The sequence below is a fragment of the Erythrobacter sp. W302b genome, from assembly GCF_046452395.1.
Lineage (GTDB): Bacteria > Pseudomonadota > Alphaproteobacteria > Sphingomonadales > Sphingomonadaceae > Erythrobacter.
Genome location: NZ_JBKFDH010000001.1, coordinates 3,025,089 through 3,050,932, shown reverse-complemented (window position 1 = coordinate 3,050,932; position 25,844 = coordinate 3,025,089). Strand labels below are relative to the sequence as shown.

The 25,844-nt window shown below is 65.2% G+C and carries 24 protein-coding genes, 1 tRNA gene and 1 pseudogene; 16 read left to right on the top strand and 10 right to left on the bottom strand.

What is annotated here, in order from left to right; all coding sequences use genetic code 11:
• Together ACLBKT_RS14555 and ACLBKT_RS14550 are read left to right on the top strand one after the other, a co-directional pair.
• Positions 1-187: pseudogene (locus ACLBKT_RS14555) on the top strand (GIY-YIG nuclease family protein); the annotation flags it as partial.
• Positions 188-583: 396 nt separating this feature from the next.
• Positions 584-1,444 (top strand): sterol desaturase family protein, encoded by an 861-nt coding sequence (locus tag ACLBKT_RS14550; protein ID WP_410183616.1) that lies wholly within the window; start codon positions 584-586, stop codon positions 1,442-1,444.
• 186 nt (positions 1,445-1,630) lie between these two features.
• Here the strand turns inward: ACLBKT_RS14550 and ACLBKT_RS14545 are convergent.
• A tRNA-Thr gene (locus ACLBKT_RS14545) sits at positions 1,631-1,705 on the bottom strand.
• Between the two features lie 120 nt (positions 1,706-1,825).
• Here ACLBKT_RS14545 and ACLBKT_RS14540 point away from each other — a divergent pair.
• The 9 genes from ACLBKT_RS14540 (at position 1,826) to ACLBKT_RS14500 (ending at position 9,751) form a co-directional block, all read left to right on the top strand.
• Entirely contained in the window at positions 1,826-1,996 is a 171-nt protein-coding gene (locus tag ACLBKT_RS14540) for a hypothetical protein (protein WP_410183615.1), read from the top strand.
• Positions 1,997-2,059: 63 nt separating this feature from the next.
• Positions 2,060-2,746 (top strand): 2,3-diphosphoglycerate-dependent phosphoglycerate mutase, encoded by a 687-nt coding sequence (gene gpmA / locus ACLBKT_RS14535; RefSeq protein ID WP_410183614.1) that lies wholly within the window; start codon positions 2,060-2,062, stop codon positions 2,744-2,746.
• On the top strand, positions 2,746-3,237 hold the full coding sequence (gene purE, locus ACLBKT_RS14530) for a 5-(carboxyamino)imidazole ribonucleotide mutase (RefSeq protein WP_410183707.1): 492 nt from the start codon (positions 2,746-2,748) through the stop codon (positions 3,235-3,237). Before gpmA ends, purE begins: the two co-directional genes overlap by 1 nt.
• Positions 3,237-4,304 carry a 5-(carboxyamino)imidazole ribonucleotide synthase gene (locus tag ACLBKT_RS14525; protein WP_410183613.1) on the top strand — a complete coding sequence of 356 codons (1,068 nt, stop codon included), beginning with the start codon at positions 3,237-3,239 and terminating at the stop codon, positions 4,302-4,304. The genes purE and ACLBKT_RS14525 overlap by 1 nt, the downstream gene beginning before the upstream one ends.
• Positions 4,301-4,819 carry a dihydrofolate reductase gene (locus ACLBKT_RS14520; protein WP_410183612.1) on the top strand — a complete coding sequence of 173 codons (519 nt, stop codon included), beginning with the start codon at positions 4,301-4,303 and terminating at the stop codon, positions 4,817-4,819. The genes ACLBKT_RS14525 and ACLBKT_RS14520 overlap by 4 nt, the downstream gene beginning before the upstream one ends.
• On the top strand, positions 4,819-5,757 hold the full coding sequence (locus ACLBKT_RS14515; protein WP_410183611.1) for a bifunctional riboflavin kinase/FAD synthetase: 939 nt from the start codon (positions 4,819-4,821) through the stop codon (positions 5,755-5,757). Before ACLBKT_RS14520 ends, ACLBKT_RS14515 begins: the two co-directional genes overlap by 1 nt.
• 145 nt (positions 5,758-5,902) lie before the next feature.
• Positions 5,903-8,809 carry an isoleucine--tRNA ligase gene (gene ileS / locus ACLBKT_RS14510; protein ID WP_410183610.1) on the top strand — a complete coding sequence of 969 codons (2,907 nt, stop codon included), beginning with the start codon at positions 5,903-5,905 and terminating at the stop codon, positions 8,807-8,809.
• The gene (gene lspA, locus ACLBKT_RS14505; protein WP_410183609.1) at positions 8,806-9,342 is read left to right on the top strand and encodes a signal peptidase II; all 537 of its coding nucleotides are present in this window, start codon (positions 8,806-8,808) and stop codon (positions 9,340-9,342) included. The genes ileS and lspA overlap by 4 nt, the downstream gene beginning before the upstream one ends.
• On the top strand, positions 9,335-9,751 hold the full coding sequence (locus ACLBKT_RS14500) for a DUF3035 domain-containing protein (RefSeq protein ID WP_410183608.1): 417 nt from the start codon (positions 9,335-9,337) through the stop codon (positions 9,749-9,751). Before lspA ends, ACLBKT_RS14500 begins: the two co-directional genes overlap by 8 nt.
• A gap of 85 nt (positions 9,752-9,836) precedes the next feature.
• On the opposite strand, the gene ACLBKT_RS14495 is transcribed toward ACLBKT_RS14500, so the two are convergent.
• Entirely contained in the window at positions 9,837-11,144 is a 1,308-nt protein-coding gene (locus ACLBKT_RS14495; protein ID WP_410183607.1) for a hemolysin family protein, read from the bottom strand.
• Between the two features lie 194 nt (positions 11,145-11,338).
• Here ACLBKT_RS14495 and ACLBKT_RS14490 point away from each other — a divergent pair, with 194 nt between their 5' ends.
• Positions 11,339-12,034: an OmpA family protein gene (locus tag ACLBKT_RS14490; RefSeq protein WP_410183606.1), complete on the top strand. Its 696-nt coding sequence runs from the start codon at positions 11,339-11,341 to the stop codon at positions 12,032-12,034.
• Positions 12,035-12,290: 256 nt separating this feature from the next.
• Here ACLBKT_RS14490 and ACLBKT_RS14485 read toward each other — a convergent pair whose 3' ends face one another.
• Positions 12,291-13,067, bottom strand: coding sequence for a 3'(2'),5'-bisphosphate nucleotidase CysQ (locus ACLBKT_RS14485; RefSeq protein ID WP_410183605.1), 777 nt, complete (start codon positions 13,065-13,067; stop codon positions 12,291-12,293).
• A 114-nt stretch (positions 13,068-13,181) separates the two neighbouring features.
• Between ACLBKT_RS14485 and sucC the strand changes: the two genes are divergently transcribed.
• Positions 13,182-14,381 carry an ADP-forming succinate--CoA ligase subunit beta gene (sucC, locus tag ACLBKT_RS14480; RefSeq protein ID WP_410183604.1) on the top strand — a complete coding sequence of 400 codons (1,200 nt, stop codon included), beginning with the start codon at positions 13,182-13,184 and terminating at the stop codon, positions 14,379-14,381.
• 66 nt (positions 14,382-14,447) lie between these two features.
• On the opposite strand, the gene ACLBKT_RS14475 is transcribed toward sucC, so the two are convergent.
• Positions 14,448-15,314: a DUF6265 family protein gene (locus ACLBKT_RS14475; RefSeq protein WP_410183603.1), complete on the bottom strand. Its 867-nt coding sequence runs from the start codon at positions 15,312-15,314 to the stop codon at positions 14,448-14,450.
• Between the two features lie 218 nt (positions 15,315-15,532).
• On the opposite strand from ACLBKT_RS14475, the gene ACLBKT_RS14470 reads away from it, so the two are divergent.
• From ACLBKT_RS14470 to ACLBKT_RS14460, 3 genes are all read left to right on the top strand, one after another.
• A complete protein-coding gene (locus ACLBKT_RS14470) occupies positions 15,533-16,279 on the top strand; it encodes an electron transfer flavoprotein subunit beta/FixA family protein (protein WP_410183602.1) in 747 nt (248 codons plus the stop codon).
• Between the two features lie 108 nt (positions 16,280-16,387).
• Complete coding sequence (locus ACLBKT_RS14465; RefSeq protein WP_410183601.1) at positions 16,388-17,317, top strand: electron transfer flavoprotein subunit alpha/FixB family protein; 930 nt, start codon at positions 16,388-16,390, stop codon at positions 17,315-17,317.
• A 72-nt stretch (positions 17,318-17,389) separates the two neighbouring features.
• Positions 17,390-18,268, top strand: a complete 879-nt coding sequence (locus ACLBKT_RS14460) for a TonB family protein (RefSeq protein ID WP_410183600.1) — start codon at positions 17,390-17,392, stop codon at positions 18,266-18,268.
• A gap of 9 nt (positions 18,269-18,277) precedes the next feature.
• Here ACLBKT_RS14460 and ACLBKT_RS14455 read toward each other — a convergent pair whose 3' ends face one another.
• From ACLBKT_RS14455 to ACLBKT_RS14430, 6 genes are all read right to left on the bottom strand, one after another.
• Positions 18,278-19,582 carry a DUF445 domain-containing protein gene (locus ACLBKT_RS14455; RefSeq protein WP_410183599.1) on the bottom strand — a complete coding sequence of 435 codons (1,305 nt, stop codon included), beginning with the start codon at positions 19,580-19,582 and terminating at the stop codon, positions 18,278-18,280.
• A gap of 46 nt (positions 19,583-19,628) precedes the next feature.
• The gene (locus tag ACLBKT_RS14450) at positions 19,629-23,180 is read right to left on the bottom strand and encodes an efflux RND transporter permease subunit (RefSeq protein ID WP_410183598.1); all 3,552 of its coding nucleotides are present in this window, start codon (positions 23,178-23,180) and stop codon (positions 19,629-19,631) included.
• An 80-nt stretch (positions 23,181-23,260) separates the two neighbouring features.
• On the bottom strand, positions 23,261-24,451 hold the full coding sequence (locus ACLBKT_RS14445) for an efflux RND transporter periplasmic adaptor subunit (RefSeq protein WP_410183597.1): 1,191 nt from the start codon (positions 24,449-24,451) through the stop codon (positions 23,261-23,263).
• A gap of 192 nt (positions 24,452-24,643) precedes the next feature.
• The gene (locus ACLBKT_RS14440) at positions 24,644-24,910 is read right to left on the bottom strand and encodes a GlsB/YeaQ/YmgE family stress response membrane protein (RefSeq protein ID WP_410183596.1); all 267 of its coding nucleotides are present in this window, start codon (positions 24,908-24,910) and stop codon (positions 24,644-24,646) included.
• Between the two features lie 134 nt (positions 24,911-25,044).
• Complete coding sequence (locus ACLBKT_RS14435; protein WP_068350083.1) at positions 25,045-25,344, bottom strand: DUF1153 domain-containing protein; 300 nt, start codon at positions 25,342-25,344, stop codon at positions 25,045-25,047.
• Complete coding sequence (locus ACLBKT_RS14430) at positions 25,341-25,790, bottom strand: hypothetical protein (protein WP_410183595.1); 450 nt, start codon at positions 25,788-25,790, stop codon at positions 25,341-25,343. Before ACLBKT_RS14430 ends, ACLBKT_RS14435 begins: the two co-directional genes overlap by 4 nt.
• Between the last annotated feature and the right edge of the window lie 54 nt (positions 25,791-25,844).

Sequence of the window (25,844 nt, the reverse complement as noted above, 5' to 3'; positions counted from 1 at the left end):
TAAGGACTTCGGGAAAACCCGCCCTGTTTATGTCGAACGCCACGACACGATCGAAGGCGCCATCGTCCGCGAGAAGCTCGTCAAGAAGTGGCGGCGCGAATGGAAGTTCGCGCTGATCGAGGCAACCAATCCCGCTTGGGACGATCTTTGGGAGCAATGGTTCGCGCCCCAGCAGGGGCAGAACTAGCCAAGCCCCGTGTCAAGCACGGGGCGACGAAAATGAAAGGTCCGAACTGAGGCCGCTTCCCGAACGGCAGCTTCCGGCCACCAACGCCCTAATCCTGCCGTTTCCTACAGCGCGAAGCCGCCCTAGACTCCTGCGGCTCTTTCCCATTGCTGTGAGGGTGGTCGCATGACCGCCGTGCGCGAAACAGGGCGCGCTTCCCCTGTCCGTCCGCTTGGCGCAAGCTGACTCAACCTGTTGAACGAAAAGGAAAATTAAGCCCTTTCACAAAGCGGACAGGGTGTCCGCTTTGTAACGCTTAAGCGTAGAGGCTCCCCTCGACGCTCTGCGCATAATGGCGTATTCTCCCGGACCGGAACGCCGCCGTAGAGCGACGGCAGACAACAAGGGGCCGATCCGGTGAAACAGTCGCTCATCAACCTGCTTCCGCCTGCCACCGTGGCGGCGATCTGGGCCTTCTGGGGCTTGGCGCCCGCCGCGTGGACCCAGGGGCCGTGGGCGATCATGGCGGTGGGCCTTGGCACCCTCGCCTTCGTCCAGCTGCTCGAGCTGGTGTTCGAACGGCACGAAGGCTGGCGCATCAACGGGCGCGAGCTGTTGACCGACATTTTCTATGTCGCCTTCGGTTACGGCGTGATCGGGTTTCTCAGCGACACGTTGGTCAACGGCCCGCTCGGCGAGCTGAAAGCGGCCTGGGGCATCGGCACCCCGTGGCTCGCAGCCAGCCCGTTCCTGGTGCAGGTGCTGGTGGTGATGTTCGTGTTCGAATTCGGCCAGTACTGGATGCACCGCGCGATGCACAACTGGACGCCGCTGTGGCTCACCCACGCGCCGCATCACCACATCACGCAATTGAATGCGATGAAGGGCTTTATCGGCAATCCGATCGAACTGTTCCTGATCAGCATTGGCATAACGGCGCTGCTGGATGTGGACCTCAACGCCCTGTTCGCCGCCATCACCGCAGGCGGCGCGATTGCGGCCTATGCCCACGCCAATGTCCGCGCCGATCCGCCGATCTGGTACGGGTATTTCTTCACCACCATCCGCAACCACAGCCTGCACCACACTGCGCTCAGCTACGAGGATACGCGCTGCAACTACGGCAATTCGGTGATCTTCTGGGACCGCGTGTTCGGCACCTACAAGGAAGGCGAAAGCGAGGTGGTGGGGCAGGATGACCGCAAGCGCCTGTCGATCAAGGAACAATGGCTGTTCCCGCTGCGCCCGTGGCTGGAGAAGCGCAAGACTGCGGCCTGAGCCCGCCGGTCGCATAGCGACTGCAAACGCAACCGCCCTCAAGGCGCGCAGCGATCAGGCGAATAAAGACGCGCGCGCCAGTGCCCGGAAGGTAGCGTAGCAAAGTGGAGGAACAGGCCTGCGGATATCGGCCTCGATGGGCCAACGAACCGCCAAGGGCGCATTTCCGCCCCGTATGGGCGGAAATGGTGCTGCTGGGGAGGATTGAACTCCCGACCTCACCCTTACCAAGGGTGCGCTCTACCACTGAGCTACAGCAGCGCCGGTATGGGCGGGCGCTATTGTCGCGCGGCCTCGTATTGTCAACGCCCTTATTGCGCTAAGATCGATGAGCCGTGCGAAGGCTTGAAGCTGCGGGCCACTAAGGCCAAAGGGTTTCGCATGAGTGAAGACCCCCGCAAGAATATGTCGCGCGAGGAACGGCTCGCGGCCAAGCTGCGCGAAAACCTGCGGCGCAGGAAGGCGCAGGCGCGGGCCGCGGGCAGCCTTGCGCGCGATTCGGATGCGGCAAATGCAACGGAATCGCTTCCCAATCCCGTCCGCGAAAGCTAACCCCGCGCGCTCTGACGCAGTGAGAGGACCGGGCCGCTCGCGGCGCGGTAACACGGAGTAAGAATGCCCAAGCTCATCCTTGTCCGCCACGGCCAGAGCCAGTGGAATCTCGAAAACCGCTTCACCGGCTGGTGGGATGTCGATCTGACGCCGCAGGGTGTGGCCGAGGCGACTGCGGCGGGCGCGCTGCTGCGCGAAAAGGGCGTGCTGCCATCCTATGCCTTCACCTCGCTCCAGACCCGCGCGATCAAGACGCTGCATCTGGCGCTGGAAGCAGCCGGACGCCTGTGGATTCCCGAAACGAAGGACTGGCGCCTCAACGAACGCCACTATGGCGGGCTGACCGGCCTCGACAAGCAGGAAACCCGCGAAAAGCACGGTGAAGAACAGGTGCTGATCTGGCGCCGCAGCTTCGATGTGCCGCCGCCGGTGCTGGAAGCCGGGAGCGCCTTCGATCTCGCCGCCGACCCGCGCTATGCCGGGATCGCCATTCCCACGACCGAAAGCCTCAAGCTCACCATCGAGCGCGTGCTGCCCTATTGGGAAAGCGCGATCCTGCCGGTGCTGGCGCGCGGCGAAACGGTGATCATCGCCGCCCACGGCAACAGCCTGCGCGCGCTGGTGAAGCACCTTTCGGGCATTTCCGATGCGGACATCACCGATCTCGAGATTCCCACCGGGCAGCCGATCATCTACGACTTTGACGCCGATATGGTGCCCGGCGCGCGGTACTATCTGAAGGACGCATGATGGAAGCCACCGGGGGGAAGGTCGCGATCGTGATGGGAAGCCAGTCCGACTGGCCGACCATGAAAGCCGCCGCCGATGTGCTGAACGAGCTGGAAGTGGCTTACGAGGCGCGAATCACCTCGGCCCACCGCACGCCGGACCGGATGGTCGCCTTTGCCAAGGGCGCAGAGGGCGAAGGTTTCAGCGTCATTATCGCCGGTGCAGGCGGCGCGGCGCATCTGCCGGGCATGATCGCCAGCATGACGCACCTGCCGGTGCTGGGCGTACCGGTGCAGTCGAAAGCCCTGAGCGGCATGGATAGCCTGCTGTCGATTGTGCAGATGCCGGGCGGCGTCCCGGTCGGCACGCTGGCGATTGGAGAGGCGGGCGCGAAGAACGCCGGGCTCCTCGCCGCCGCGATCCTGGCGCTGAGCGACGAGGATCTGTCCGAACGCCTGCAAGACTGGCGCGCGGCCAACAGCGCCGGCGTCGCCGAGGTGCCTGAAGACTGATGCTGCCCGCAGGCTCCACCATCGGCATTCTGGGCGGCGGCCAGCTCGGCCGGATGATGGCCGTTGCCGGTTTGCAGCTCGGCTACAAGGTGATCGGCTTTGCGCCGGAGGGGGACAATGTCGCCGCCGACGCCTCGTCCGATTTCATTACCGCGGACTGGGATGATACCGCGGCGCTCGCCGCCTTCGCGGGCCGCTGCGATGTCGTGACCTGGGAGTTCGAGAACGTGCCGCTCGGCACGGTCGCCGCCATCCCCGCGCAGCTGCTCGCCTGTCCTGCGCGCGCGCTGGAAGTGGCGCAGGACCGGCTCAGCGAGAAGGCCTTTGCCGCCAGCCTCGGCGGCACGCCCGCGCCCTACGCCCGGGTCGAGACGGACGATGACTTCGCCGCCGCGCTGGTGCGGGTTGGCACCCCCGGCATCCTCAAGACCGCCCGCGATGGCTATGACGGCAAGGGCCAGTGGCGCGTGCGTTCAGCGCTGGAGGCCAGCGGCGTTCGCTTTCCGGGCGTGGCCTGCATCTACGAAGGCTTTGTGACCTACGAGACCGAGTTTTCGGTGATCCTCGTCCGGGGCAAGGACGGCAGCGTGAAGTTCTGGGACTCCACCGCCAATCTGCATGAAGGCGGAATGCTGGCGCAGTCGATCTTGCCCGCGGGCGCGCTGGTCGAAGCGCAGGTGCCCGCCGCGCGCGCGCTCGCCGCCAAGGTCGCCGAGGCGCTGGGCTATGTCGGGGTGCTGACGCTGGAGTTCTTCGCCACCCGCGAAGGCCCCGTGTTCAACGAAATGGCGCCCCGCGTGCACAATTCCGGCCACTGGACCATCGAAGGCGCGGCCACCAGCCAGTTCGAAAACCACATCCGCGCGATCTGCGGCCTGCCGCTGGGGGTGACCAAGACCCGCTTCGAAGCGATCGAGATGCGCAACATCGTCGGCGAGGAGGCCCTGCGCGCGCACGCCATTCTGGCCGAGCCGGGCGAGCCGCACCTGCACCTCTACGGCAAGCGCGAAGTGCGCGAGGGCCGCAAGATGGGCCACGTCACCCGCGTGGGGCACGCGGTAAAATGACTCCCGAGATCGTGCTGATCTACGCCCGCGCCGCCAATGGCGCGATCGGCAACGAGGGCGATCTGCCTTGGCGGCTGCCCGCCGACCTCAAGCGCTTCAAGGCGCTGACGATGGGCCAAAAGGGGCTGGGACTCCCGATGATCATGGGCCGCAAGACCTTCGAAAGCCTGCCCGGCCTGCTTCCCGGTCGCCGCCATATCGTGCTCTCCCGCCGGGACAGCTTTGCCGCCGACGGCGCGCAGATGGCCGGGTCGGTCGCGGAAGCGCTGGCCTTGGCGGAGCAAGACAACGCGACCGGCGAAGTCGCGATCATCGGCGGGGCGGCGATCTACGATGTGTTCCTGCCGCTCGCCCACCGGATCGAACTGACCCAGATCCACGCGAACTATCCCGGCGACACCTTCATGGCCGAGCCGGGGCGCGACTGGGTGCTGACAGGGCGCGAAGATCACGCCGCGCAGGAGCCGCATCCCGCGTTCTCCTTCCTCACCTTCCGGCGGGCGGGTGCGATCTGATGCGCTGGCTCGATCATCGCGATGCCATGCCCGAGGCGCTGCGCGGCGCGATCATCGCGCTCGGCAATTTTGACGGGTTCCACGCGGGCCATCAGGCCGTGGCGGGCGAAGCGATCCGCTGGGCGCAGGCGGAGGGCCGCCCTTCGATCATCGCCACCTTCGATCCGCATCCGGTGCGCTTCTTCAAGCCCGATGTGCCGCCGTTCCGGCTGACCACCCTGGAGCAACGGCAGGAATTGTATCTGGCCGCTGGCGCGACCGCGATGCTGGTGTTCCACTTCGATGCCGATCTGGCCGGGACGAGCGCAGAGGATTTCATCCGCGCTATCCTGATCGAGCGGTTCGGCGCGCACGGGGTGGTGACGGGCGGCGATTTCACCTTTGGCAAGGGCGCGAAGGGCAATGTCGCGCTGCTGCGCACGCTTGGCGGGGAGCTCGGCCTGCAATCGCGGGTTGTCGCCGCGGTGACAGCGGGTGAGGAGGTGGTCTCCTCCAGCCGCATCCGCACCGCCCTGCGCGAAGGCGATCCGCAACTGGCGGCGCGCCTGCTCACCCGGCCTTTCGCGATCCGGGGCATTGTCGAGCACGGCGACAAGCGGGGGCGCACCATCGGCTATCCCACCGCCAACGTCACGATCGACAATTACCTGCGCCCCAAATACGGCATCTACGCCGTCACCGGCCGCCTGCTCGCCACCGGCGAGGTGCTCCACGGCGCGGCCAATATCGGCATCCGCCCGCAGTTCGAACCGCCCAAGGAGCTGCTGGAGCCCTATTTCTTCGACTTCAACGGCGATCTCTACGGGCAGGAGATCGAGGTGGCCTTCCACCACTTCCTGCGCGGCGAGGCGAAGTTCGACAGCCTCGAGGCGCTGATCGAACAGATGGACAAGGATTGCGCCGAGGCGCGGCGCCTTCTTTCGCTCCCGTCACCCTGACCTTGTTTCAGAGCCCATTTCCCCTTCCGCACTGCCGGTCGAACGGGAAGAATGGATCCTGAAACAAGTTCAGGATGACGAGATTGGGACGTGGTGCGCGCAAACCCTTTATCGCGAGCCGCAATTGCCCTAACGGCGCGAGCCTATGTCTGACGAAAGCACCAAGCGCGATTACCGGGACACCGTCTTCCTGCCGAAGACCGATTTCCCCATGAAGGCCGGCCTCCCCCAGAAGGAGCCGGGCATTGCCGCGCGCTGGACGCAGATCGGGCTCTACAACGCCTTGCGTGATGCCCGCCGGGGCCGTGAGAAGTTCATCCTCCACGATGGCCCGCCCTACGCCAATGGCGACATGCATATCGGCCATGCGCTGAACCACATCCTGAAAGACATGGTCTGCCGCACCCAGAACCTGCTGGGCCGCGATGCGCCTTACGTGCCCGGCTGGGATTGCCACGGCCTCCCGATCGAATGGAAGGTCGAGGAAGCCTATCGCAAGGCCAAGAAGAACAAGGACGAGGTTCCCCCCAAGGAATTCCGCGCCGAATGTCGCGCCTATGCTCAGCAATGGGTCGATGTGCAGCGCGAGCAGCTGAAGCGCCTCGGCATCATGGGCGATTGGGACCATCCCTACCTCACCATGGATTTTCAGGCAGAGGCAACGATTGTCGCCGAACTGCTGAAATTCGCCGAGGCCGGGAACGTCTATCGCGGGGCCAAGCCGGTGATGTGGTCCCCGGTCGAAAAGACCGCGCTGGCCGAGGCGGAGGTCGAATACGAGGACATCACCTCGACCCAGATCGACGTGGCCTTCGAGATCGTCGAGAGCCCGATCCCCGAGCTGGTCGGCGCGAAAGCGGTGATCTGGACGACGACGCCGTGGACGATCCCGGTGAACCAGGCTTTAGCCTATGGGCCGGAAATCGAATACGGCCTTTTCGAAGGCGATGGAATGCGGCTGCTTCTTTCGAAGGAGCGCGCAGCCGTTCTGGCTCATTATGCTGGCAAACCTTCTATCAAGGTCATCAAGGGGGCAGACCTCGCCGGCACCCTCGCCCGCCACCCGATGCACCATCTCGGCGGATTCTACGCCACCCCGCGCCCGCTGCTCCCCGGCGACTTCGTCACCACCGATAGCGGCACGGGCCTCGTCCACATGGCGCCCGATCATGGCGAGGACGACTTCGACCTCTGCAAGGCGAACGGGATCAACCCCGTCTTCGCGGTGATGGATGACGGGCGTTACCGTGACGACTGGGGCTGGCTGGGCGCGGCGGACGAGCGCCGGATGAGCGTCATCAACCCCAAGTTCAACGCGCCTGATGGCCCGATCTGCTCGGACCTGCGCGAAGCGGGCGCGCTGCTCGCGGCGAGCGCGGATTACGCGCACTCCTACCCCCATTCGTGGCGCTCCAAGGCCAAGGTGATTTTTCGGTGTACCCCGCAGTGGTTCGTGCCGATGGACAAGGTGCTGGTGTCCCCCTCCTCTTCAGAGGAGGGCCTAGGGGTGGTGGCAGTCGGGTCGGGCGGCACGCCCGAGCGGACTGCTCCGCAGCCCGCAACCACCCCCGACCCCTCCTTTGAAAAGGAGGGGGGAAGAACGCTGCGCGAGACCGCCCTCGCCGAAATCGCCCGGGTCGAGTTCATCCCCGAAAAGGGCCGCAACCGCATCGGCGCGATGGTCGAAGGGCGGCCCGACTGGGTGCTCTCCCGCCAGCGCGCCTGGGGCGTGCCGATCACCTTGTTCGTGCGGCCTGACGGCACCTACCTGCAAGACCCCGCCGTCAACGCCCGCATCGTCGCGGCCGTGCGCGAGGAAGGCGTCGATGCCTGGGACGAAGCGCGCAAGGCGGAATATCTCGGCAGCGCCCACAACCCCGACGATTACGAGATGGTCACCGACATTCTCGACGTCTGGTTCGATTCGGGCTGCACCCATGCCTTCGTGCTGGAATCGGGGCGCTGGCCCGACCTGACCTGGCCCGCCAACCTCTACCTCGAAGGCTCCGACCAGCATCGCGGCTGGTTCCAGTCCTCGCTGCTGCAATCCTGCGCCACGCGCGGCCGCGCGCCTTACGATCAGGTGCTGACCCACGGCTTCACGATGGACGCCAAGGGTCGCAAGATGTCCAAGAGCGAGGGCAACACCATCAGCCCGATCAAGGTGATGGAGGAATATGGCGCCGACATCATCCGCCTGTGGGCGCTGAGCGTCGATTTCACCGAAGATCACCGCATCGGCGATGAAATCCTGAAAGGCGTCGGCGACCAGTATCGCAAGCTGCGCAACACCTTCCGCTACCTGCTGGGTGCGCTGGATGGTTTCGTGGGCGACATGAGCGATGCGGGCGAGCTGCCGGAGCTTGAGGTCTATATCCTCGCGCTGCTGGCTGACCTCGACCGCAAGCTGAAGGCGGCGGCGGAAGCCTACGATTTCAACCTCTACACCCGCCTGCTGGTCGATTTCTGCAACGAGGATCTGTCGGCCTTCTACTTCGATATCCGCAAGGACAGCCTCTATTGCGACGGGCCGGACAGCGTCACGCGCAACGCCTATCGCACGGTGCTCGATCTGCTGTTCCACGCGCTGATCCGCTATGCCGCGCCGGTGCTGGTGTTCACCGCCGAGGAAGTGTGGCTGAGCCGCTATCCCGAGGACGGCGAGGCGGATGACGCGGGCCAGCGCGGGTCTGTCCACCTGCTCGAATGGCCCACCGTGCCGGGCGTGGTGGTCGACACGGCCCGCTGGGACATGCTGCGCGCGCTGCGGGATCAGGTCAACGAAGCGATCGAGCCGCTGCGGCGCGACAAGACGATCCGCTCCAGCCTTGAGGCCGAGGTGGTCGTGCCCGACAGCGCCGTGCCCGAAGGCGTTTCGGACGAACACCTCGCCGAGCTGTTCATCACCGCGACAGTGACGCGCGGGCAGGGCGACGGTGTGACTGTCACCAAGACCAACCACCACAAATGCGGCCGCTGCTGGCGGCTGCTGCCCGACGTCGCGGAAGACGGGGCGTTGTGCGGTCGTTGCGAAGCGGTTGTCGGTTCATGAGCGGCTTGTTCACCCGCAACCGGCTGATTGGACTGGCGCTGGCGGCGCTGGTCGCGATCATCGATCAGGTGGTGAAGTGGTACGTGATCGGCCCGCTGCAACTGCGTCAGGTGCTGCATATCGACCTGCTGCCGTTCTTCGATCTCACCTATACCGAGAACAAGGGCATCTCGCTCGGGATGTTCCAGGCCAATGACATGGAAACCCGCTGGCTGCTGGTGTTGCTCACCGCGGTGATCGCCCTGGTGGTGCTGGCGTGGATGATGCGCGAGCGCAAGCTGGGCGAAATCCTCGGCCTGTCGCTGATTCTGGGCGGCGCGCTGGGGAATATCCGCGATCGCTATGATCTGGGCTATGTCATCGACTATGCCGATTTCCACATCGGCGGGTTCCGCCCCTTCCTGATCTTCAACATTGCCGACGCCGCCATCACGATCGGCGTCGTCATAATCCTTGCCCGCAGCCTGTTCGTGCGCGACAAGGACGACACCGAAACCGGGGAAGCGCCCCGTGGAGAGACCCAAGATGCGTAAGTTTGCACCCCTGATCCTGCTGACCGGCGCTTCGGCGATGCTGGCGGCCTGTGGCGGCGGCGGCGGGGTTTTCAACCGCGAGCGGCCCGACGAATTTGCTGTGCAGCGTCAGGCGCCGCTGGTGGTTCCGCCCGATTTCACGCTCACGCCCCCCGCCCCCGGCGCCCCGCGTCCGTCCGAAGGCACCGCAGCCGAACAGGCGCTCGATGCCCTGTTCGGTGGCCCTGCCCCGCGCAGCCGTGTGGAAGCGAGCGTGATCGACCGCGCCGGTTCCGCCGCGCCGAGCATCCGCAGCCAGGTCGGCGACACCGCAACCAACACGGTCGCCAAGGGCCGCGTGACCCGCGACATCATCGCTGCGCCCGAAGGTGACGGGCAGGCGGCGACAACGGTGATCCCGAGCGCCTGACGCCTCCCTCCCCGCCGTGGCGGCGGGCGTGTGGGAGTTGCGTGAAACCTCGAGGCAAAGCCGCGTTACCTCTGGCCGGGTCGCCTCAGTCGGCGTTGTCGTTCACCCGGCTCACCAGCAGCTTGTCGATGCGGCGACCATCCATGTCGACCACCTCGAAGCGCCAGCCCTGATCGGTGAAATGCTCGCCCTCGCCCGGCAGCTTCTTCATCACGGACAGCGCATAGCCTGCCGCCGTGCCGAATTCGCGGTCCTCGCCATATTCGATGCCCAACCGGTCAGCCAGCGCGTCCGCCGATAGCGAGCCCGAGACCAGCAGCGAGCCATCCTCACGCTCCACCACCGAAGGCAGATCGCCATCATCGCTGTCGCTGGCGAAATTGCCGACGATCGCGGTGAGCAGATCGACCGGCGTGACGATCCCTTCGAAATGCCCGTATTCGTCGTGCACCACGGCCATCGCCACTTCGGCCGATTGCAGCACGCGCAGCGCGTCCATCGCGTCGAGCTGGTCGGGCACGACCTCGACCTTGCGCATCATCGCGCGGATCGAGACCTGCGCGCCGCTGACCATCGCCGCCAGCACATCGCGCACCTTGACCACGCCGAGGATCGTGTCGGGCGAGCCTTCGGCCACCGGCAGCAGCGAATGCGAGCTGTCCTCGATCGTTTCGCGGATTTCGGCGGCGTCGGCGTCGGCTTCGATCCAGTCGATATCGGTGCGCGGCGTCATCATCTCGCGCACCGGCCGCTCGGCCAGGCGGACCACGCCGGTCAGGATCTGGCGCTGTTCGGCCTCGATCACGCCTGACCGGGTCGCCTCGGCAAAGATCATCCGCAGCTCCTCGGCGGTCACCGTGGCCTCGTCCGTCCGGCGCAGGCCGAACAGGTTGAAGATGATCGCCGAACTCGAATCGAGCAGCCACACCAGCGGCGCGCCGATCCGCGACAGCATCGCCATCGGCAAAGCCATGAGCAAGGCCAGCGGCACCGCGCTGCGCAGCGCCAACTGCTTGGGCACCAGCTCGCCCACGACAACGCTGAGATAGGTGGTCAGCGCGATCACGACGGCAAATCCGGCTTCGTCGGCATATTGGGGCGGCAGGCCCAGCGCTTCCAACCGTTCCCCCACCGGACCGCCAAGGCTCGCCCCGGAATAGGCGCCCGCCACGATCCCGATCAGCGTGATGCCGATCTGCACGGTCGAAAGGAACTTCCCCGGATGCGCGGCCAGAGCGATCGCCGTTCGCGCCGCTTTGGACCCGGCTTCGGCCTTGGCTTCCAGCGTGCTGGTCTTGGCGGACACAATCGCCAATTCTGACATCGCGAAGACGCCGTTGAGCACAACCAGCGCGACGATGATGGCAAGATCGGTCCAGGGAAACGGGGTCACGCCCTGTCCGCTAGCATAATTGCAGCACAATGCCATCCAATCTGACAGACGCATGGAACATCTGTGTCCCCGGCAAGCTTTGCGTTCATCTGCTGTGAAGCTTAGAGTCTTCACTGCGGTAGGACGCGCCCATTCGCCTTGTCGCCCCTGCGGGCAAGATGGCATGGTCGGCAACGGATTATAGGGAGATAACCATGACTTTCTCACGCATCTTGCTTTCGGGCACTGCAGCGCTTGCTTTGCTGGGCACTTCGGCCTGTGTCACCGACCCCAATACCGGCGAAAAGAAGATTTCGCGCACGGCCATCGGCACCGGCCTTGGCGGCACGCTCGGCTACCTGCTCGGCGGCGCCATCGGCGGCGATACGGGCCGGATTATCGGTGCGGGCATCGGCGGTTCGGCCGGGGCCGTGATCGGCAAGCAGTATGACGATCAGATCAAGGAACTGAAGGAACAGACCGCGGGCAGTGGTGTGGACGTGGAAGAAGTCGGCGATCAGGACGCGATTCTCGTGCGCCTGCCCGACGGCGTGACCTTCGCCACCGGTTCGGCGGCGATCAATCCGGGCTTCCTTGATACGCTGAATAGCGTCGCGGAAACGCTGATCAAGTATCCCAACAGCCTGATCGACGTCTATGGCTTCACCGACACGACCGGCTCGCCGGCGACCAACCAGCGCCTGTCCGAACAGCGCGCGCAGGCGGTGGCCGATTACCTCGCGGCACGCGGCGTGGCGCGGGCGCGAATGGCGACGCAGGGCTTTGGCGAGCAGTATGACTATCTGCGCGTCAAGACCGGCGACAATGTCAGCGAAGCGCTCAACCGCCGGGTGGAAATCAAGATCATCCCGGTCAGCCAGGCCGACGTGAGCGCCGCGCGCGGGAATTGATCTTCAGGCGATGAAGGGGCGGGGGTGCGAAGGTGCTCCCGCCCTTTTTTGTTTCTCGCAGAGACGCAGAGGAAAGCGAGACGCGGAGAAGGTGACGCGGCTTTGCCGCGAGAACATCGCCCACGAAGACACGAAGAGGGCATCGCGCGCGGTGACGTTGCGCAACGTCTTCGTGTCTTCGTGTCTTCGTGTGAAAACCTGAAGCGCCGCTTTCGCGGCGGGCGCGTCACCTCTGCGTCTCTGCGTGAAACCCTTTTCAGCGCAGCGCCTTGGCCCGTTCCGCCAACCGCTCGACCGCCGCGGCGTGGATCGCGGGGGAGCAGACCAGCACCCCGAAATCGCGGGGATCGTGCTTGTTGTAGGCGAGCGGCGCGCCGAAGGCGTCCGTCACCTCGGCCCCCGCTTCGCGCGCGATGAGGGTCGCCGCCGCAATGTCCCACTCATACCCCCAGCGCAAGGTCGCCACCAGATCGGCCTCATCGGCGGCGACCATCGCGATTCTGAGCGCAATCGAGTTGGGCTGATGGACCATAACCAGATCGCTGTCGTCCTTGGGGAGACTGACGGTCGGCACCCGTGCACCGGCAAATTCGGTGCGCTGGCTCGCCCGGATCGTGACGCCGTTCAACGTCGCCCCCTGTCCTGCGACCGCGACCCATTCCTCGCGTCTGGCCGGTGCGGTGAGCATGCCGATCAGTGGGCGGCCCGAACTCACCAGTGCCACCGACACCGCCCAGCCCGGCCGGCCGCCGACAAAATCGCGCGTACCGTCAATCGGATCGACCAGCCAGATGAGGCCGCTCTGCGTGCGCGCCTTGTCATCGGCGGTTTCCTCGGACAGCCATGCCGCCGAGGGCAGCAGGCGGTGCAACTCGCGCTTGAGGAAGCGGTCGACTTCAAGGTCAGCCTCGCTCACCGGGTTGCCCGGGGTCTTGTCCCAGCTATGCAGGTCATGCCCCGCGCCCGGCCAACGCGAGTGGGCAATGCGGCCCGCCTCGCGGACGATGGCCAGAAGGTGATCCCTGTCAATCATGAGAGGCATCCGTGTTGGCCGTGCCGCAAGCACTTTTCAAGAGGGTCGATCCGTGCTTAGGCCCGGCGCGGACGAACCTCTCCCCACCGAATGCATTGAAGGGATCGATACGCAATGAACGTTCACGAATATCAGGCCAAGGAACTGCTCGCCAAGCACGGGATCGCGGTCCCCGCAGGCCATGCCGCCCTCAGCGTCGAAGAAGCGGTGGAGGCCGCCAAGAAGCTGCCCGGGCCGCTTTATGTCGTGAAGGCGCAGATCCACGCTGGGGGGCGTGGCAAGGGCAAGTTCAAGGAACTTCCGGCTGACGCCAAGGGCGGCGTGCGCCTTGCCAAGAGCCTCGATGAAGTCCGCGCCCATGCCGAGGAAATGCTCGGCAACACGCTGGTCACCATCCAGACGGGCGAGGCCGGCAAGCAGGTGAACCGCCTCTACATCACCGACGGCGTCGACATCGCCAAGGAATACTACCTCTCGCTGCTGGTTGACCGCGCGACGGGCCGCGTGGCCTTCGTGGTTTCGACCGAGGGCGGCATGGACATCGAGACCGTGGCGCATGACACGCCCGAGCTGATCACGACCTTCAGCATCGACCCCGCGCAGGGCTTCCAGCCGCACCACGGCCGCGCCGTGGCCTTCGCGCTCAAGCTTCAGGGCGATCTCAACAAGCAGGCGCAGAAGCTCGCCAAGCAGCTCTACGACGCCTTCCTCGCCACCGATTGCGAGATGCTGGAAATCAACCCGCTGGTCGAAAGCGAAGACGGCAAGCTGCTGGTGCTCGACGCCAAGATGAGCTTCGACGGCAACGCCCTCTACCGTCACCCCGATATCGAAGCCCTGCGCGACGAGACCGAGGAAGACCCGGCGGAAGTCGAAGCCAGCGAATACGACCTCGCCTACATCAAGCTCGATGGCAACATCGGCTGCATGGTCAACGGCGCAGGCCTCGCCATGGCGACGATGGACATCATCAAGCTGAACGGCGCCTTCCCGGCGAACTTCCTCGACGTGGGCGGCGGCGCCACCACCGAAAAGGTGACCGCAGCCTTCAAGATCATCCTCAAGGACCCGGCGGTGGAAGGCATCCTCGTCAACATCTTCGGCGGGATCATGAAGTGCGACGTGATCGCCAACGGCATCGTGCAGGCGGCGAAGGACGTGAACCTCCAGGTTCCGCTGGTCGTGCGCCTCGAAGGCACCAACGTTGCCGAAGGCAAGGCGATCCTCGAGAATTCGGGCCTCGCCATCGTCAGCGCCGACAATCTGGGCGATGCTGCGCAGAAGATCGTCGCGGAAGTGAAGAAGGCGGCGTAAGCCTCCCTCTTGCCTGAATATCGAAAGCCCCCGCCGGTTCGCGCCGGCGGGGGCTTTTTCTTGCGGTCAGCGCGAGCGGCCGGGGGCGGGCAGTTCGGGCGGGGTGGTGTCCATATAGGTCAGCCAGGTCTGCCAGATCGTGCGGGTGCGTTCGTCGATAAGTGCGATCTCGCAGCCCAGCGCCTGGATCGTGCGGATCGTGCCTCCCTCGTAGTCGGTGTAGACCGCTTCGCACTCCGCCTCGCGATAGGCTTCGAAGGCCGCGTCGCTTTTCCGGATCAGCGCGACCAGATCGGGCCGGTCGGCGTTGCGGGCGACGGCGGCTGCGAGATAGCGGGCCTTGCGCTCGCTGGCGCGCTCCCGGATGGCGGCCATGCATTCGTTCATTTCCAGCGTCGTGCCGTCGCAGTTGGAGAACCCCCGCGATCGTTCCGCCCGGTCGAAACGGAACAGCAATTCCTTTGGTTCCGGGGCGTCACTCTTCATCCGCACCGCGACCACCAGCTTGTCCGGCCCGTCGCAGCGCAGCGTGAGCCCGCTGAAATAGGCCGCGCAGAACTCGGCGCCGAGCAGGCGGAAGGTCAGCATCCCGTCCTTGTCCTCCCAGCCGGTGAGGTCGGGATTGAAGTGCTTGAGCTTGAGGACAAGGCTTCCGCCCTCCTCCATGATCTGCATGTGTTCGCTGAACAGGATTCCGCCCTCGGCGGTCTGCTGGATGAAGGTGCCGACCATGGTGGTGCCGGTCGGCGGCAACCAGCTTTCGGTCGCAGGCGCGCCCTCGATGCCGGTGCCCTGCCACAGGCCGTCGAGCCACCAGAGGTCATGAATCGAAGCGGGCGGCGGGGTCGATCCCGGTTCGGCCACCCGCGTCTCCTGCGCCGCCAGAGGCGCTGCCGCCACCACGGCGAGCGCCGCCATCCATGCCTTTGCCATCATCGCCGCATCCCTCCCCTTTGTCCGCCGTATCTTTGCCCGAGACCCCTGGCAAAGCACTCACGAATTGAAGGCTTGACCTGCGAGTGGCGCAAAGCAAGGGGAAACGACGATCGCGGCGCGCGTCGCCTGCTTGACGTTTACGTAAACGCAAGCTAGGCGGGCGGCCAAGGCGCTGTCAGGCGTCACGTGATTCTTTGAGAGGAAGGACGAACCCCATGAAGATCCTCGTCCCCGTCAAGCGGGTGATCGATTACAACGTCAAGCCGCGGGTCAAGGCCGACGGCACCGGCGTTGACCTTGCCAACGTCAAGATGAGCATGAACCCGTTCGATGAGATCGCGGTCGAGGAAGCCATCCGCCTCAAGGAAAAGGGCGCGGCCACCGAGATCGTCGCGGTGTCTGTCGGCCCGGCCAAGGCGCAGGAAACGCTCCGTACCGCACTCGCCATGGGTGCCGACCGTGCGATCCTCGTCGAGACCGAAGAAGAGGTCGAGCCGCTGGCGGTCGCCAAGATCCTCAAGGCCATCGCCGATGAAGAAGCCCCGGGCCTCGTCATTCTCGGCAAGCAATCGATTTCCGACGATTCGAACCAGACCGGCCAGATGCTCGCCGCGCTGATGGGCCGTCCGCAGGGCACCTTTGCGAATACCGTCGAAGTCGATGGCAACAGCGTGACCGTGAAGCGCGAAGTCGACGGCGGTCTGCAGACCGTCAAGCTCGCGCTCCCCGCGATCGTCACCACCGACCTGCGTCTCAACGAGCCGCGCTATGCCTCGCTGCCCAACATCATGAAGGCCAAGCAGAAGCCGCTCGCGACCAAGACCGCCGGTGATTACGGCGTCGACCTGACCCCGCGCCTCAAGACCCTCAAGGTCGCCGAGCCGCCGGTGCGTCAGGCGGGCGAGAAGGTCGCCGACGTCGCCGCGCTGGTCGAGAAGGTCAAGGCGCTCGGTATCGCTTAAGGATTAACCCCGCCCCCGTTCGTGTCGAGCGGAGGGCGCTGCCCGCAGTCGAGACAGGTTTCTCGACTTCGCTCGAAGCGAACGGGTTTCAATCGAGAGGTAAGTTCAATGAAGACTCTGGTTCTCGTCGAACATGACAACACGAAGGTGGCCGACGCGACGCTCGCGGTGGTGACCGCTGCATCGAAGCTGGGCGAAGTGCACCTCCTGGTTGCCGGCCACAATTGCGGCAGCGTGGCGGAAGCCGCAGCCAAGATCGCAGGCGTGGGCAAGGTCCACGTCGCGGATGACGCGGCCTATGCCAATGGCCTCGCCGAAAACGTCGCGCCGCTCGCCGCTGCGCTGATGGCCGATCACGACGCCTTCCTCGCCCCCGCCACCACGCAGGGCAAGAACGTCGCCCCGCGCGTCGCGGCGCACCTTGACGTGATGCAGGTCAGCGAGATCCTGTCGGTCGAAGGCCCCAAGACCTTCACCCGTCCGATCTACGCCGGCAACGCCATCGCCACCGTCGAATCGACCGACGCCAAGCTGGTCATCACCGTGCGCGGCACCGCCTTCGAGAAGGCGGCGACCGAGGGCGGTTCGGGCACCGTCGAGGCCGTCAGCGGCGCGGGCGATGCGGGCACCTCGAGCTTCGTCAGCTCGGAAATCGCCAAGAGCGAGCGTCCGGAACTGACCAGCGCCAAGATCATCGTCTCGGGCGGCCGTGCGCTGAAGGACGCGGAAACCTTTGAGGCGACCATCACCCCCCTCGCCGACAAGCTCGGCGCCGCCATCGGCGCGAGCCGCGCCGCGGTCGATGCGGGCTATGTCCCCAATGACTACCAGGTCGGCCAGACCGGCAAGATCGTCGCCCCGGAAGCCTACTTCGCGATCGGCATCTCGGGCGCGATCCAGCACCTTGCCGGGATGAAGGACTCGAAGGTCATCATCGCCATCAACAAGGACGAAGACGCCCCGATCTTCCAGGTGGCGGATATCGGCCTCGTGGCGGACCTGTTCACCGCCGTGCCGGAGCTGACCGGGGCGTTGTAAGCGGTTCATCGCAAGAGACTTTATTTTGAAAAAAGCCTCCGGCAGTCTTGACTGACTGTCGGAGGTTTTTTCATGCGCCACGCTGTTCCTGCTCTCGCTTTCCTATCCCTCGCCGCCCCGCTCTTCGCAGCCGAAGCACCCGTTGAGCTGGCCCCAAGCAGCCAATGGAACGTCGATTTTGCGCAGGACAAATGCCAACTCATCCGCACCTTCGGAGAAGGCGAGAACCGGCACTTCCTGCGCTTCCAGCAATATTCCCCGGGAAACGCCGCCGGACTGACGGTCGCCGGACCGGCGTTCAAACGGTTTCGCAGCCGCACGTTGACCGATCTGCGCTTCTTCGAGGGGCAGAGTCCGCACCGCACCAGACCCTTCACCGGAACGGTTGAAGGATATGGCGACGGTGTGATCTATTCAGGGGTGACCATCGATCAGGGAATGCCCGAGCGACCGACGAAAGAGGAAACGCCTCCAACCACGTCCTTGCCCCTGCTCGACACGGCGCTGGGCAAGCAAGTGCAATTCATCGAGCTGCGTCAGGGCGGGCGCACGGTACGGCTCAAATCCGGACCGCTGAATGCCGCCTTCGAGGTCCTGAACCAGTGCACGCTCGATCTGCTGCGGGATTGGGGGCTGGATCCCGACAAGCACCTCACTGCGATAAGTGGGCCTCGGTGGACCAATCAGGATGTGATCGTGCGTCGCATCCAATCCGATTATCCGAGCGAGGCGGCGCGTGAGGGCGAGCAGGCGATCCTGCGGATGCGAGTGATCGTGTCCGAGCAGGGCGAGGTCGAAAGCTGCACCTTGATCGAAGCAACCGAGACCAAGGAACTCGAATCCCCCGCCTGTCGGCTGATGAAGAACGCTACCTTCGAGCCCGCGCGCGACGCTTCCGGGGCGCCATTCAAGTCCTATTTCGCGACTTCGATCACTTACCGAATCGGGTAGCGCCGCACATCACAGCACCGTGGTAATGAAGTGCAGCGTCATCCCCACCAACCCGCCGACCAGCGTGCCGTTGATGCGGATGAACTGGAGGTCGCGGCCCACGGCGCCCTCGACGCGGTCAGTAATGGTTGTGGCGTCCCAGCGTTTCACCGTCTCCGACACCAATCGCACGATCTGGTCGCCGTAGCGGGTGGCGACGCCCACCATCGTGCGGCGGGCGAAGCGGTTGATCTGGAGTTGCAGCCGCGCATCCGCCTGCAAGGCCTGCCCGAGCTCTGACAGCATGTTGCGCATTTCCTCGCCCATGCTGCTTTCGGGGTCGCGCGCGCGGCGGATCAGCGACTGGCGGATGCGCTCCCACACCCCGGTCCACCACACCGCGACGGCGGGGTTGGCGATGAGATCGCGCTTCATGTCTTCGACCCTGGCGCGGGTCTCGGGATCGTGCTGCAAATCCTGCCCGAGCTTGGCCAGGCCTTCCTCGATCTTGCCGCGCAGGGGGTGATCGGGGTTCACCAGCACCTCGGCGAGCAGCTTGTACAGCCCGTCGAGCACGCTGGAGGAAATGGTCTTGTCGATCCCCGCCCAGCGCAGCACGCCCGCCACGCGCTGGTGGATGATGTCGCGCAGGGTTTCCTCATTGTCCTCGATGGTGAGGCCCGCCCAGCGCACGAAGCCGTCGATCAGCGGCTGGTGGCGCTTGTCCGCCATCGTCGTCTCGATCATGCGGCCGGCAAGCGGAGCGATGTCGAGCTTCGCCAACTGACCGGCGAGGCCCGAACGCACCTGATTGCCAAGCCGGTCGGGATCGAGCGATTCCAGCACTTCGGCCAGCAACTCCGCCGCGCCGGACGTGATCCGTGAGCGTTCGTCCACCATCTCGCCTTTGGGGCCCCGTTCGGGCGAGGCCGCAAGGAACTCGCCCGCCGCCTTGGCGACATTCATTCCCGCCATCCGCCGCGCGACCACGGCGGGCGTGAGGAAGTTCTCCCGCAGGAACTGCGCCATGGTATCGGCGATCCGGTCCTTGTTTTCGGGGATGATTGCAGTGTGCGGGATCGGCAGGCCCAGCGGGTGGCGGAACAGCGCCGTCACCGCGAACCAGTCCGCCAGCCCGCCGACCATCGCGGCCTCGGCGAAGGCGTTGACATAGCCCCACGCAGGGTGGCCGGTGGTGGCCAGCCCGTGGGTGGCGATGAAGATCAGCGCCATCGCCGCCAGCATCCCGGTCGCCGTCCAGCGCATCCGCCGGGCACGATCAACCGTGAGCGGCTGGCCGCCGAGCGTGAGGGGCCTCAGAGAGCGCGTTGCCATGCTGCGGCCTTAGCCCGCTTCGGGGTCGTTCGTCACGCCCTTACAATCACTCAGCCGGTTCACCGCCCGGTGGCGACAGCTTGGCAAGGCCGGGGAACGGCCGATCCTTTGCGGTATCGAAACTGTTCTCGTCGCCCGGCGTGTAGGTCAGCATCCGCGCCCGGAGCCACGGGCCTACCCGCTTTTCGAAGCTGTCGGCAAGGCTGAAGCCCGCGGGCACGATCAGCAAGGTCAGCAGCGTCGAGAGCACCAGCCCGCCGATCACCACGATGCCCATCGGCTGACGCCACGCTCCATCGCCCGACAGCGACAGCGCCACCGGCACCATCCCTGCCGTCATCGCGACGGTGGTCATCACGATTGGCTGCGCCCGCTTGTGCCCGGCGTCCATGATCGCCTCAAGCTTGGGAATGCCCTTGTTCATCTCCTCGATCGCGAAGTCGATCAGCAGGATCGAGTTCTTCGAGACGATTCCGAGCAGCAGCAGGATACCGATATAGACCGGCATCGATTGCGGCTGGCCCAGCAGCCAGATCAGCAGGATCCCGCCAAGCGGCGCCAGCGCGAGCGAGGTCATGTTGACCAGCGGGCTCATCAGCCGCTTGTAGAGCAGCACCAGCACCGCGAACACCAGCATCACCCCCGCGATGATCGCGATGATGAGGTTGGTGACCAGCTCGGCCTGCCATTCCTCTTCGCCCACCACGTCACGAATCACGCCCACAGGCAGGTTCTGCAACACCGGCAGGGCGTCGATCTGCGCCTGCGCCTCGCCCTTGAGCACGCCTGCGGCGAGGTCCGCGCCGACCAGCACGCGGCGGTTCTGGTTGTAGCGCTGGATCGCGGTCGGGCCGGAACCGAAGCTGATGTCGGCAACCCGGCTCAGCGGCACGGAACCGCCATTGGGCAGCGGCACAGGGAGGTTCTCGATCGTGCGGAAATCGGAGCGGGCGGCTTCCGACAGACGGACCACGATCGGGATCTGACGATCCGACAGGGAGAAGCGCGCGGCGTTCTGTTCGATCTCACCCAGCGTCGCGATGCGGATCGTCTGCGACAGAGCGACCGTGGTGATCCCGAGCTCGGCGGCGATCTTGTCACGCGGGGTGATGATGATTTCAGGACGGTTGAGATCGGCACTGATGCGCGGAGCGACCAGCGACTTGAGCCCGCGCATCTCCTCCACCAGCCGCGCGGCGGTCTGATCGAGCAACACCGGATCGGAACCTGCCAGCATCACGGTCATGTCACGGCCCGAGCCGAACCCGCCCGACTGCGACTGGAAGCGCACGCGGGCATCGGGGAACTTGGCAAGTTCGGGCGCGAGCTCCCGCTCGAACTCGACCGAGGTGCGCTGGCGATCTTCTTTCAACTTGACGAAGATCGAGGAGCTTTCACCCAGCCGGATGCGCTCAAGCAGGCGTTCGACCTCCGGCTCCTTGCGCAGGCGATCGGCCACGGTGTTCACCACCCGCTTGGTTTCAGCGAGCGTGGTGCCGGGCACCATCTCGATCTCGACGCGGCTGTTCTCGTCATCGATGGTGGGCTGGAACTGGCCGGGGATCTGACCGAACAGCAGGATCGTCACCAGCAGCGAGAACCAGCCGATGCCGAGCATCCAGATGCGGTGATCGTAGAACCGCGCCGTCATCCAGCGGATGCTGCGGGCAAATTTGCTATCGCCGCCCGCAGGAGCCTCGATCGCCTTGAACACCGCGAAGGTCGCGAAAAAGGACAGCAGCGAGACCAGCAGCACGATCACCACTTCGAACACCTTGGCGACAATCTTGTGCGCGGTGGTGTTGGGATCGGCGGAGACGACCGTGGCGATCTGCTTGTGCACGTCGAGCCCGATCAGGCCATTCCACGGCGGCGCTACGCCCATACCGCCTGCGAACATGGCCGAGATCGAACCGCTGGCCAGTTCAAACATCGCCAGCGCCGGGACGATCAGCAGCACGATCACCGCGAGCAGCAGCGTCAGGACATAGACCCCGCGGTGGCGCGGGCCATCGAGCCCGGCGCGGCGCGCGGCCATGCGGCCGGTGTCGAGCGTCCAGGCCAAAACCCGCATATAGCCGTCGATCATCGGCCCCTCGCCGTGTTCGGCGTGGCCCTTCGACTTCAGGAAGTAGGCCGCCATCAGCGGCGTGAGCATGCGCGCGACGGCCAGCGACATGAGCACCGCGATCACCACGGTGATCCCGAAGTTCTGGAAGAACTGGCCTGACACACCCGGCATCAAGCCCACCGGCAGGAACACGGCGACGATGCAGAAACTGGTCGCCACCACCGGCAGGCCGATCTCGTCGGCGGCATCGATCGAGGCCTGATAGGCCGATTTGCCCATGCGCATATGGCGCACGATATTCTCGATCTCCACGATCGCATCGTCCACCAGCACCCCGGCCACCAGCGCGAGCGCCAGCAGCGACAGGAAGTTGAGGTTGAAGCCCAGGAGATCCATGAACCAGAAGGTCGGGATCGCCGACAGCGGGATCGCGACCGCCGAAATGAAGGTCGCGCGCCAATCGCGCAGGAACAGGAACACCACGACCACCGCGAGCACCGCGCCCTCGACCAATGCCCACATCGAGGACTTGTACTGGCCGCGGGTGTAGGTCGTGCTGGTCGACAGTTTGATGAACTTCACGCCTTCGTTCTCGGCCTCGATCTTGTCCATCTCGGCCAGAGCCGCGTCATAGACCGCCAGATCCGATGCACCGCGCGCGCGGTTCATCAGGAAGTTCACGACTTCCTTGCTGTTGACCTCGGAGATAGAGGTGCGTTCGGAAAAGCCGTCCCGCACCTTGGCGATATCGGCGAGCCGCACGGTGCGCCCGCCACCCAGCTGGATCTGGGTCTGCGACAGGGCATAGGCCGTGTCCGAATTGCCAAGCACGCGCAGCGACTGGCGGGTACCGCCAATCTCGGCCAGCCCGCCCGCGGCATCGAGATTGACCTGACGCAGCGCCGCATTGATCTGCGTTGCGGTGACGCCGAAAGATTGCATCCGCGCCGGATCGAGGATCACTTCGATCTGCCGGTCGACCCCGCCGAAGCGCTGGACTTCCGCCATGCCTTCGATCTTCAGCAGGCGCTTGGCCACCGTATCGTCGATGAACCAGCTCAGTTGTTCCAGCGTCATGTCATTGGCTTCGACCGCGACATAGCCGATCGGTTCGCCCACCACGTCGACCTTGGAGACCTGCGGTTCGAGAATGCCGTCGGGCAGGCTGCCGCGCACCGAATCGATCGCGGTTTCGACCTCGTTCACCGCTTCGATCAGGTTGGTGCCGATCTCGAATTCGACGAAGGTGTTGGAACTGCCCTCACGCGCGGTCGACTGGATCGAGTTGACCCCGCTGATCGAACGCAGCGCGCTTTCCACGCGCTGGGTGATCTGGTTCTCGATCTCGGTGGGCGAGGCGCCGGGCTGAGAGATATTGACGATCACCGCCGGGAAATCGACGTCCGGGTTGTTGGTCACGTCCATTTGCAGGAAGCTGACGATCCCGGCGAACAGCAGGCCGGTGAAGAACACCAGCGGGATCACCGGATTGCGGATCGACCAGGCCGAGATGTCGCGTAGAGCCATGATATTCCTGCCTGTGTTTCGCCGGTGCTGTGCCCGCTCCCCGTCGGTTACGCGGAAAACCGCCGCGGGGATGGACGCGATTACTTCTTGAGGGGCTGGGGGTTGACGGTTTCACCGGGGTTGAGGAACCCGCCGGCGCGCAGCACGACCTGCTCAGAGCCGGTGAGGCCCTCGGTGATGGCGAGGCCGTTGGCTGTCACCGCGCCGGTCTTGACCGGGCGGCGCACGGCCTTCTTGTCCTTGCCGATGACGTAGACGAAGCTGCCCTGACTATCGGCGAGCACGGCGCTTTCAGGAAGCACCGTCGCGCTGAAGCTGCCGGCATTGATCCGTGCCGTGGCAAAGCCGCCGGGCCGCAGCTCCGGCGCGAAGGACAATGCGATCCGCGCGGTGCCCTGCCGGGTCGTCGCATCGATCACCGGGGCGACCTGCCAGATCTGACCCGAGAAGCTCTTGTCCGATCCGGTTGGGGTGATGGTCGCCATCGTCCCGACGGAAAGCTTGCTCAGCTGTTCTTCGGAAAGCTGCGCGAGCATCTCCATCTCGCCGCCGCTGGCGATGGTGAACAGCGCCGCCGAGCCGGCACCGACCGTCTGGCCGGGTTCGACATTGCGGGCGAGGACATAGCCGGTGGCGGGCGCATAGATATTGAGTCGCTCATTGCGGGCACGCTGCTCGCCGAACTGCGCCTGCGCGACCTTGACGCGGGCGACGGCAGCGTCGCGCACGGCGGTCAGCCGGTCGATATCGGCCTTGGAAACGAACCCGCGCGCCACCAGCTGGGAGGCGCGATCAAGGTTCGCTTGCGCCAGATTGGCGTCGGCCTGGGCAACATCGATCTGCGCGGATTGCGCGGCGGCCTGCTGGACCTGCACCGAACGGTCGATCACCGCCAGCACTTGCCCCTGTTGCACCCAATCGCCCGCATCGACGGTAACCCGCAGGACCTGCCCGCCTTCACCCACGACGCCAACCGGCATCGGGCGGCGCGCCGCCAGCGTGCCCGGCGCCTCGATCTCGCCAGCGACGGTCGTCTTGCCGGGCGTGACGACCGTGACGGAAGGGGCCTGCGAATTGTCATCGTCAACCGCCACGGGCTCGCCGCCGGCCAGCGCGAACCACGCCGCAATGGCAAGCAACAGCCCGAACACGCCAAGCCCGCCAACAATCAGCCACCGCGGGAGCGCGGGCGCAGCAAGCGTGCGCGCACCGGCAAACTCGGTGGTCACCCCGTCAGCGGCTTCGGCCGTGATTGTCGTCTCGTAATTCATCGCCATTCCCTCACTCGGACCGGTTCCGCGCAGCGGACACGCCGACCACGAAGTGTATTACTCGCATAAGTCACCAACTGCAACGCCTCATAGATTGTCGGGCGTTGGCCTGCAATGACTGCATCGACCGATGACTTTCAGCCTAGACGAAAGGCGCGGCCCATCGGTTCCGAGCGAGGGAAGACGATCGCGTTAGCGCACGCGGCCGCGCTGGATCAAATTGACGATCCCGAGCAACACCACCGCGCCGATCACGGCAATGATCAATCCTCGGATCGAGAATTCCTGCACGCTGCCGCTGATGCCGAGCAGGGGGCCGGCAATCAGATTGCCGATCACGGAACCGACACAGCCGACCACGATGTTGAGGACGACGCCCATTGATGCATCGCGCTTCATCAGGAGGCTGGCCAGCCAGCCCGCCACACCGCCAACAATCAACGCGATAATCCATCCCATAACGTGTCTCCCATACCGGCAGCTGATGCGCGAGATCTGCGCGCTGTCGTGGACAGGGAGTGCCGCCAAACGCCGACAGCCCGCAACGCCTTACGGGCGGAGCGGGCTGTCGGTGGGACGAAACGAAGCGGGCGTCAGTACTTGAGCTGGCGCTCGTAGAGGTCGCGGTAGTGCTGGATCTTGGTGACGCGCAGCCCGTGCATCCCCGAACGGTCGACCGCACGCTGCCACGAAGCGAACTCCTCCAGCGTCAGGCCATACCGCGCGAGCGCTTCGTCAAGCGTCAGCAGCCCGCCATTCACGGCAGCCACGACCTCGGCCTTGCGCCGCACCACCCAACGCTTGGTCTGGGGAGAAGGCAGGTCGGCAAGCGTCAGCGGCTCGCCAAGCGGGCCGATAACCTGTGCGGGGCGGATGTCCTGGTTCTCAATCATTGCTCGTCTCTCGCATCGCCGCAGGGCGCGTCGGAGGATAATCCTTTCGCGTCGCCCGGGCGGTTGGCTTCGTCGGCGCCAACCTTTGCACCCAAGGCTTTAGATTGCCCTAAAGCATCAAGGTTAACACCCGGTTCGCTATCGTCGAGAAGCGCAAAGTAACTTGCAGCCGCATCGCCGAAGCTGGCGGCGGTCTGCTCGATCGGCGCGTGCGATTCGGTTCGCAACAACAGCCGCAGATCGCGCGCGGCGTTGAGGCGGGCGGTCAGCTCGCTCCATTCGAGCGCGCGCAGAGCCTCACCCGCGCGCCGCGCCGGACGCTGGGCGAATCGCTCCTCACTCGCACCGGGGGCCGACGCCCGCACGCGGGTGCGTTCGTCGGCGGGACGACCACCGGAAAGCGCGCCGCTGAGCGCATTGAAAGGCTGGGCTTTCTCAAACATCATCGCCCTTCCTAACCCGAGTGCGTCAAAATCCGGTAAAAGGGGCATTTACCCGGG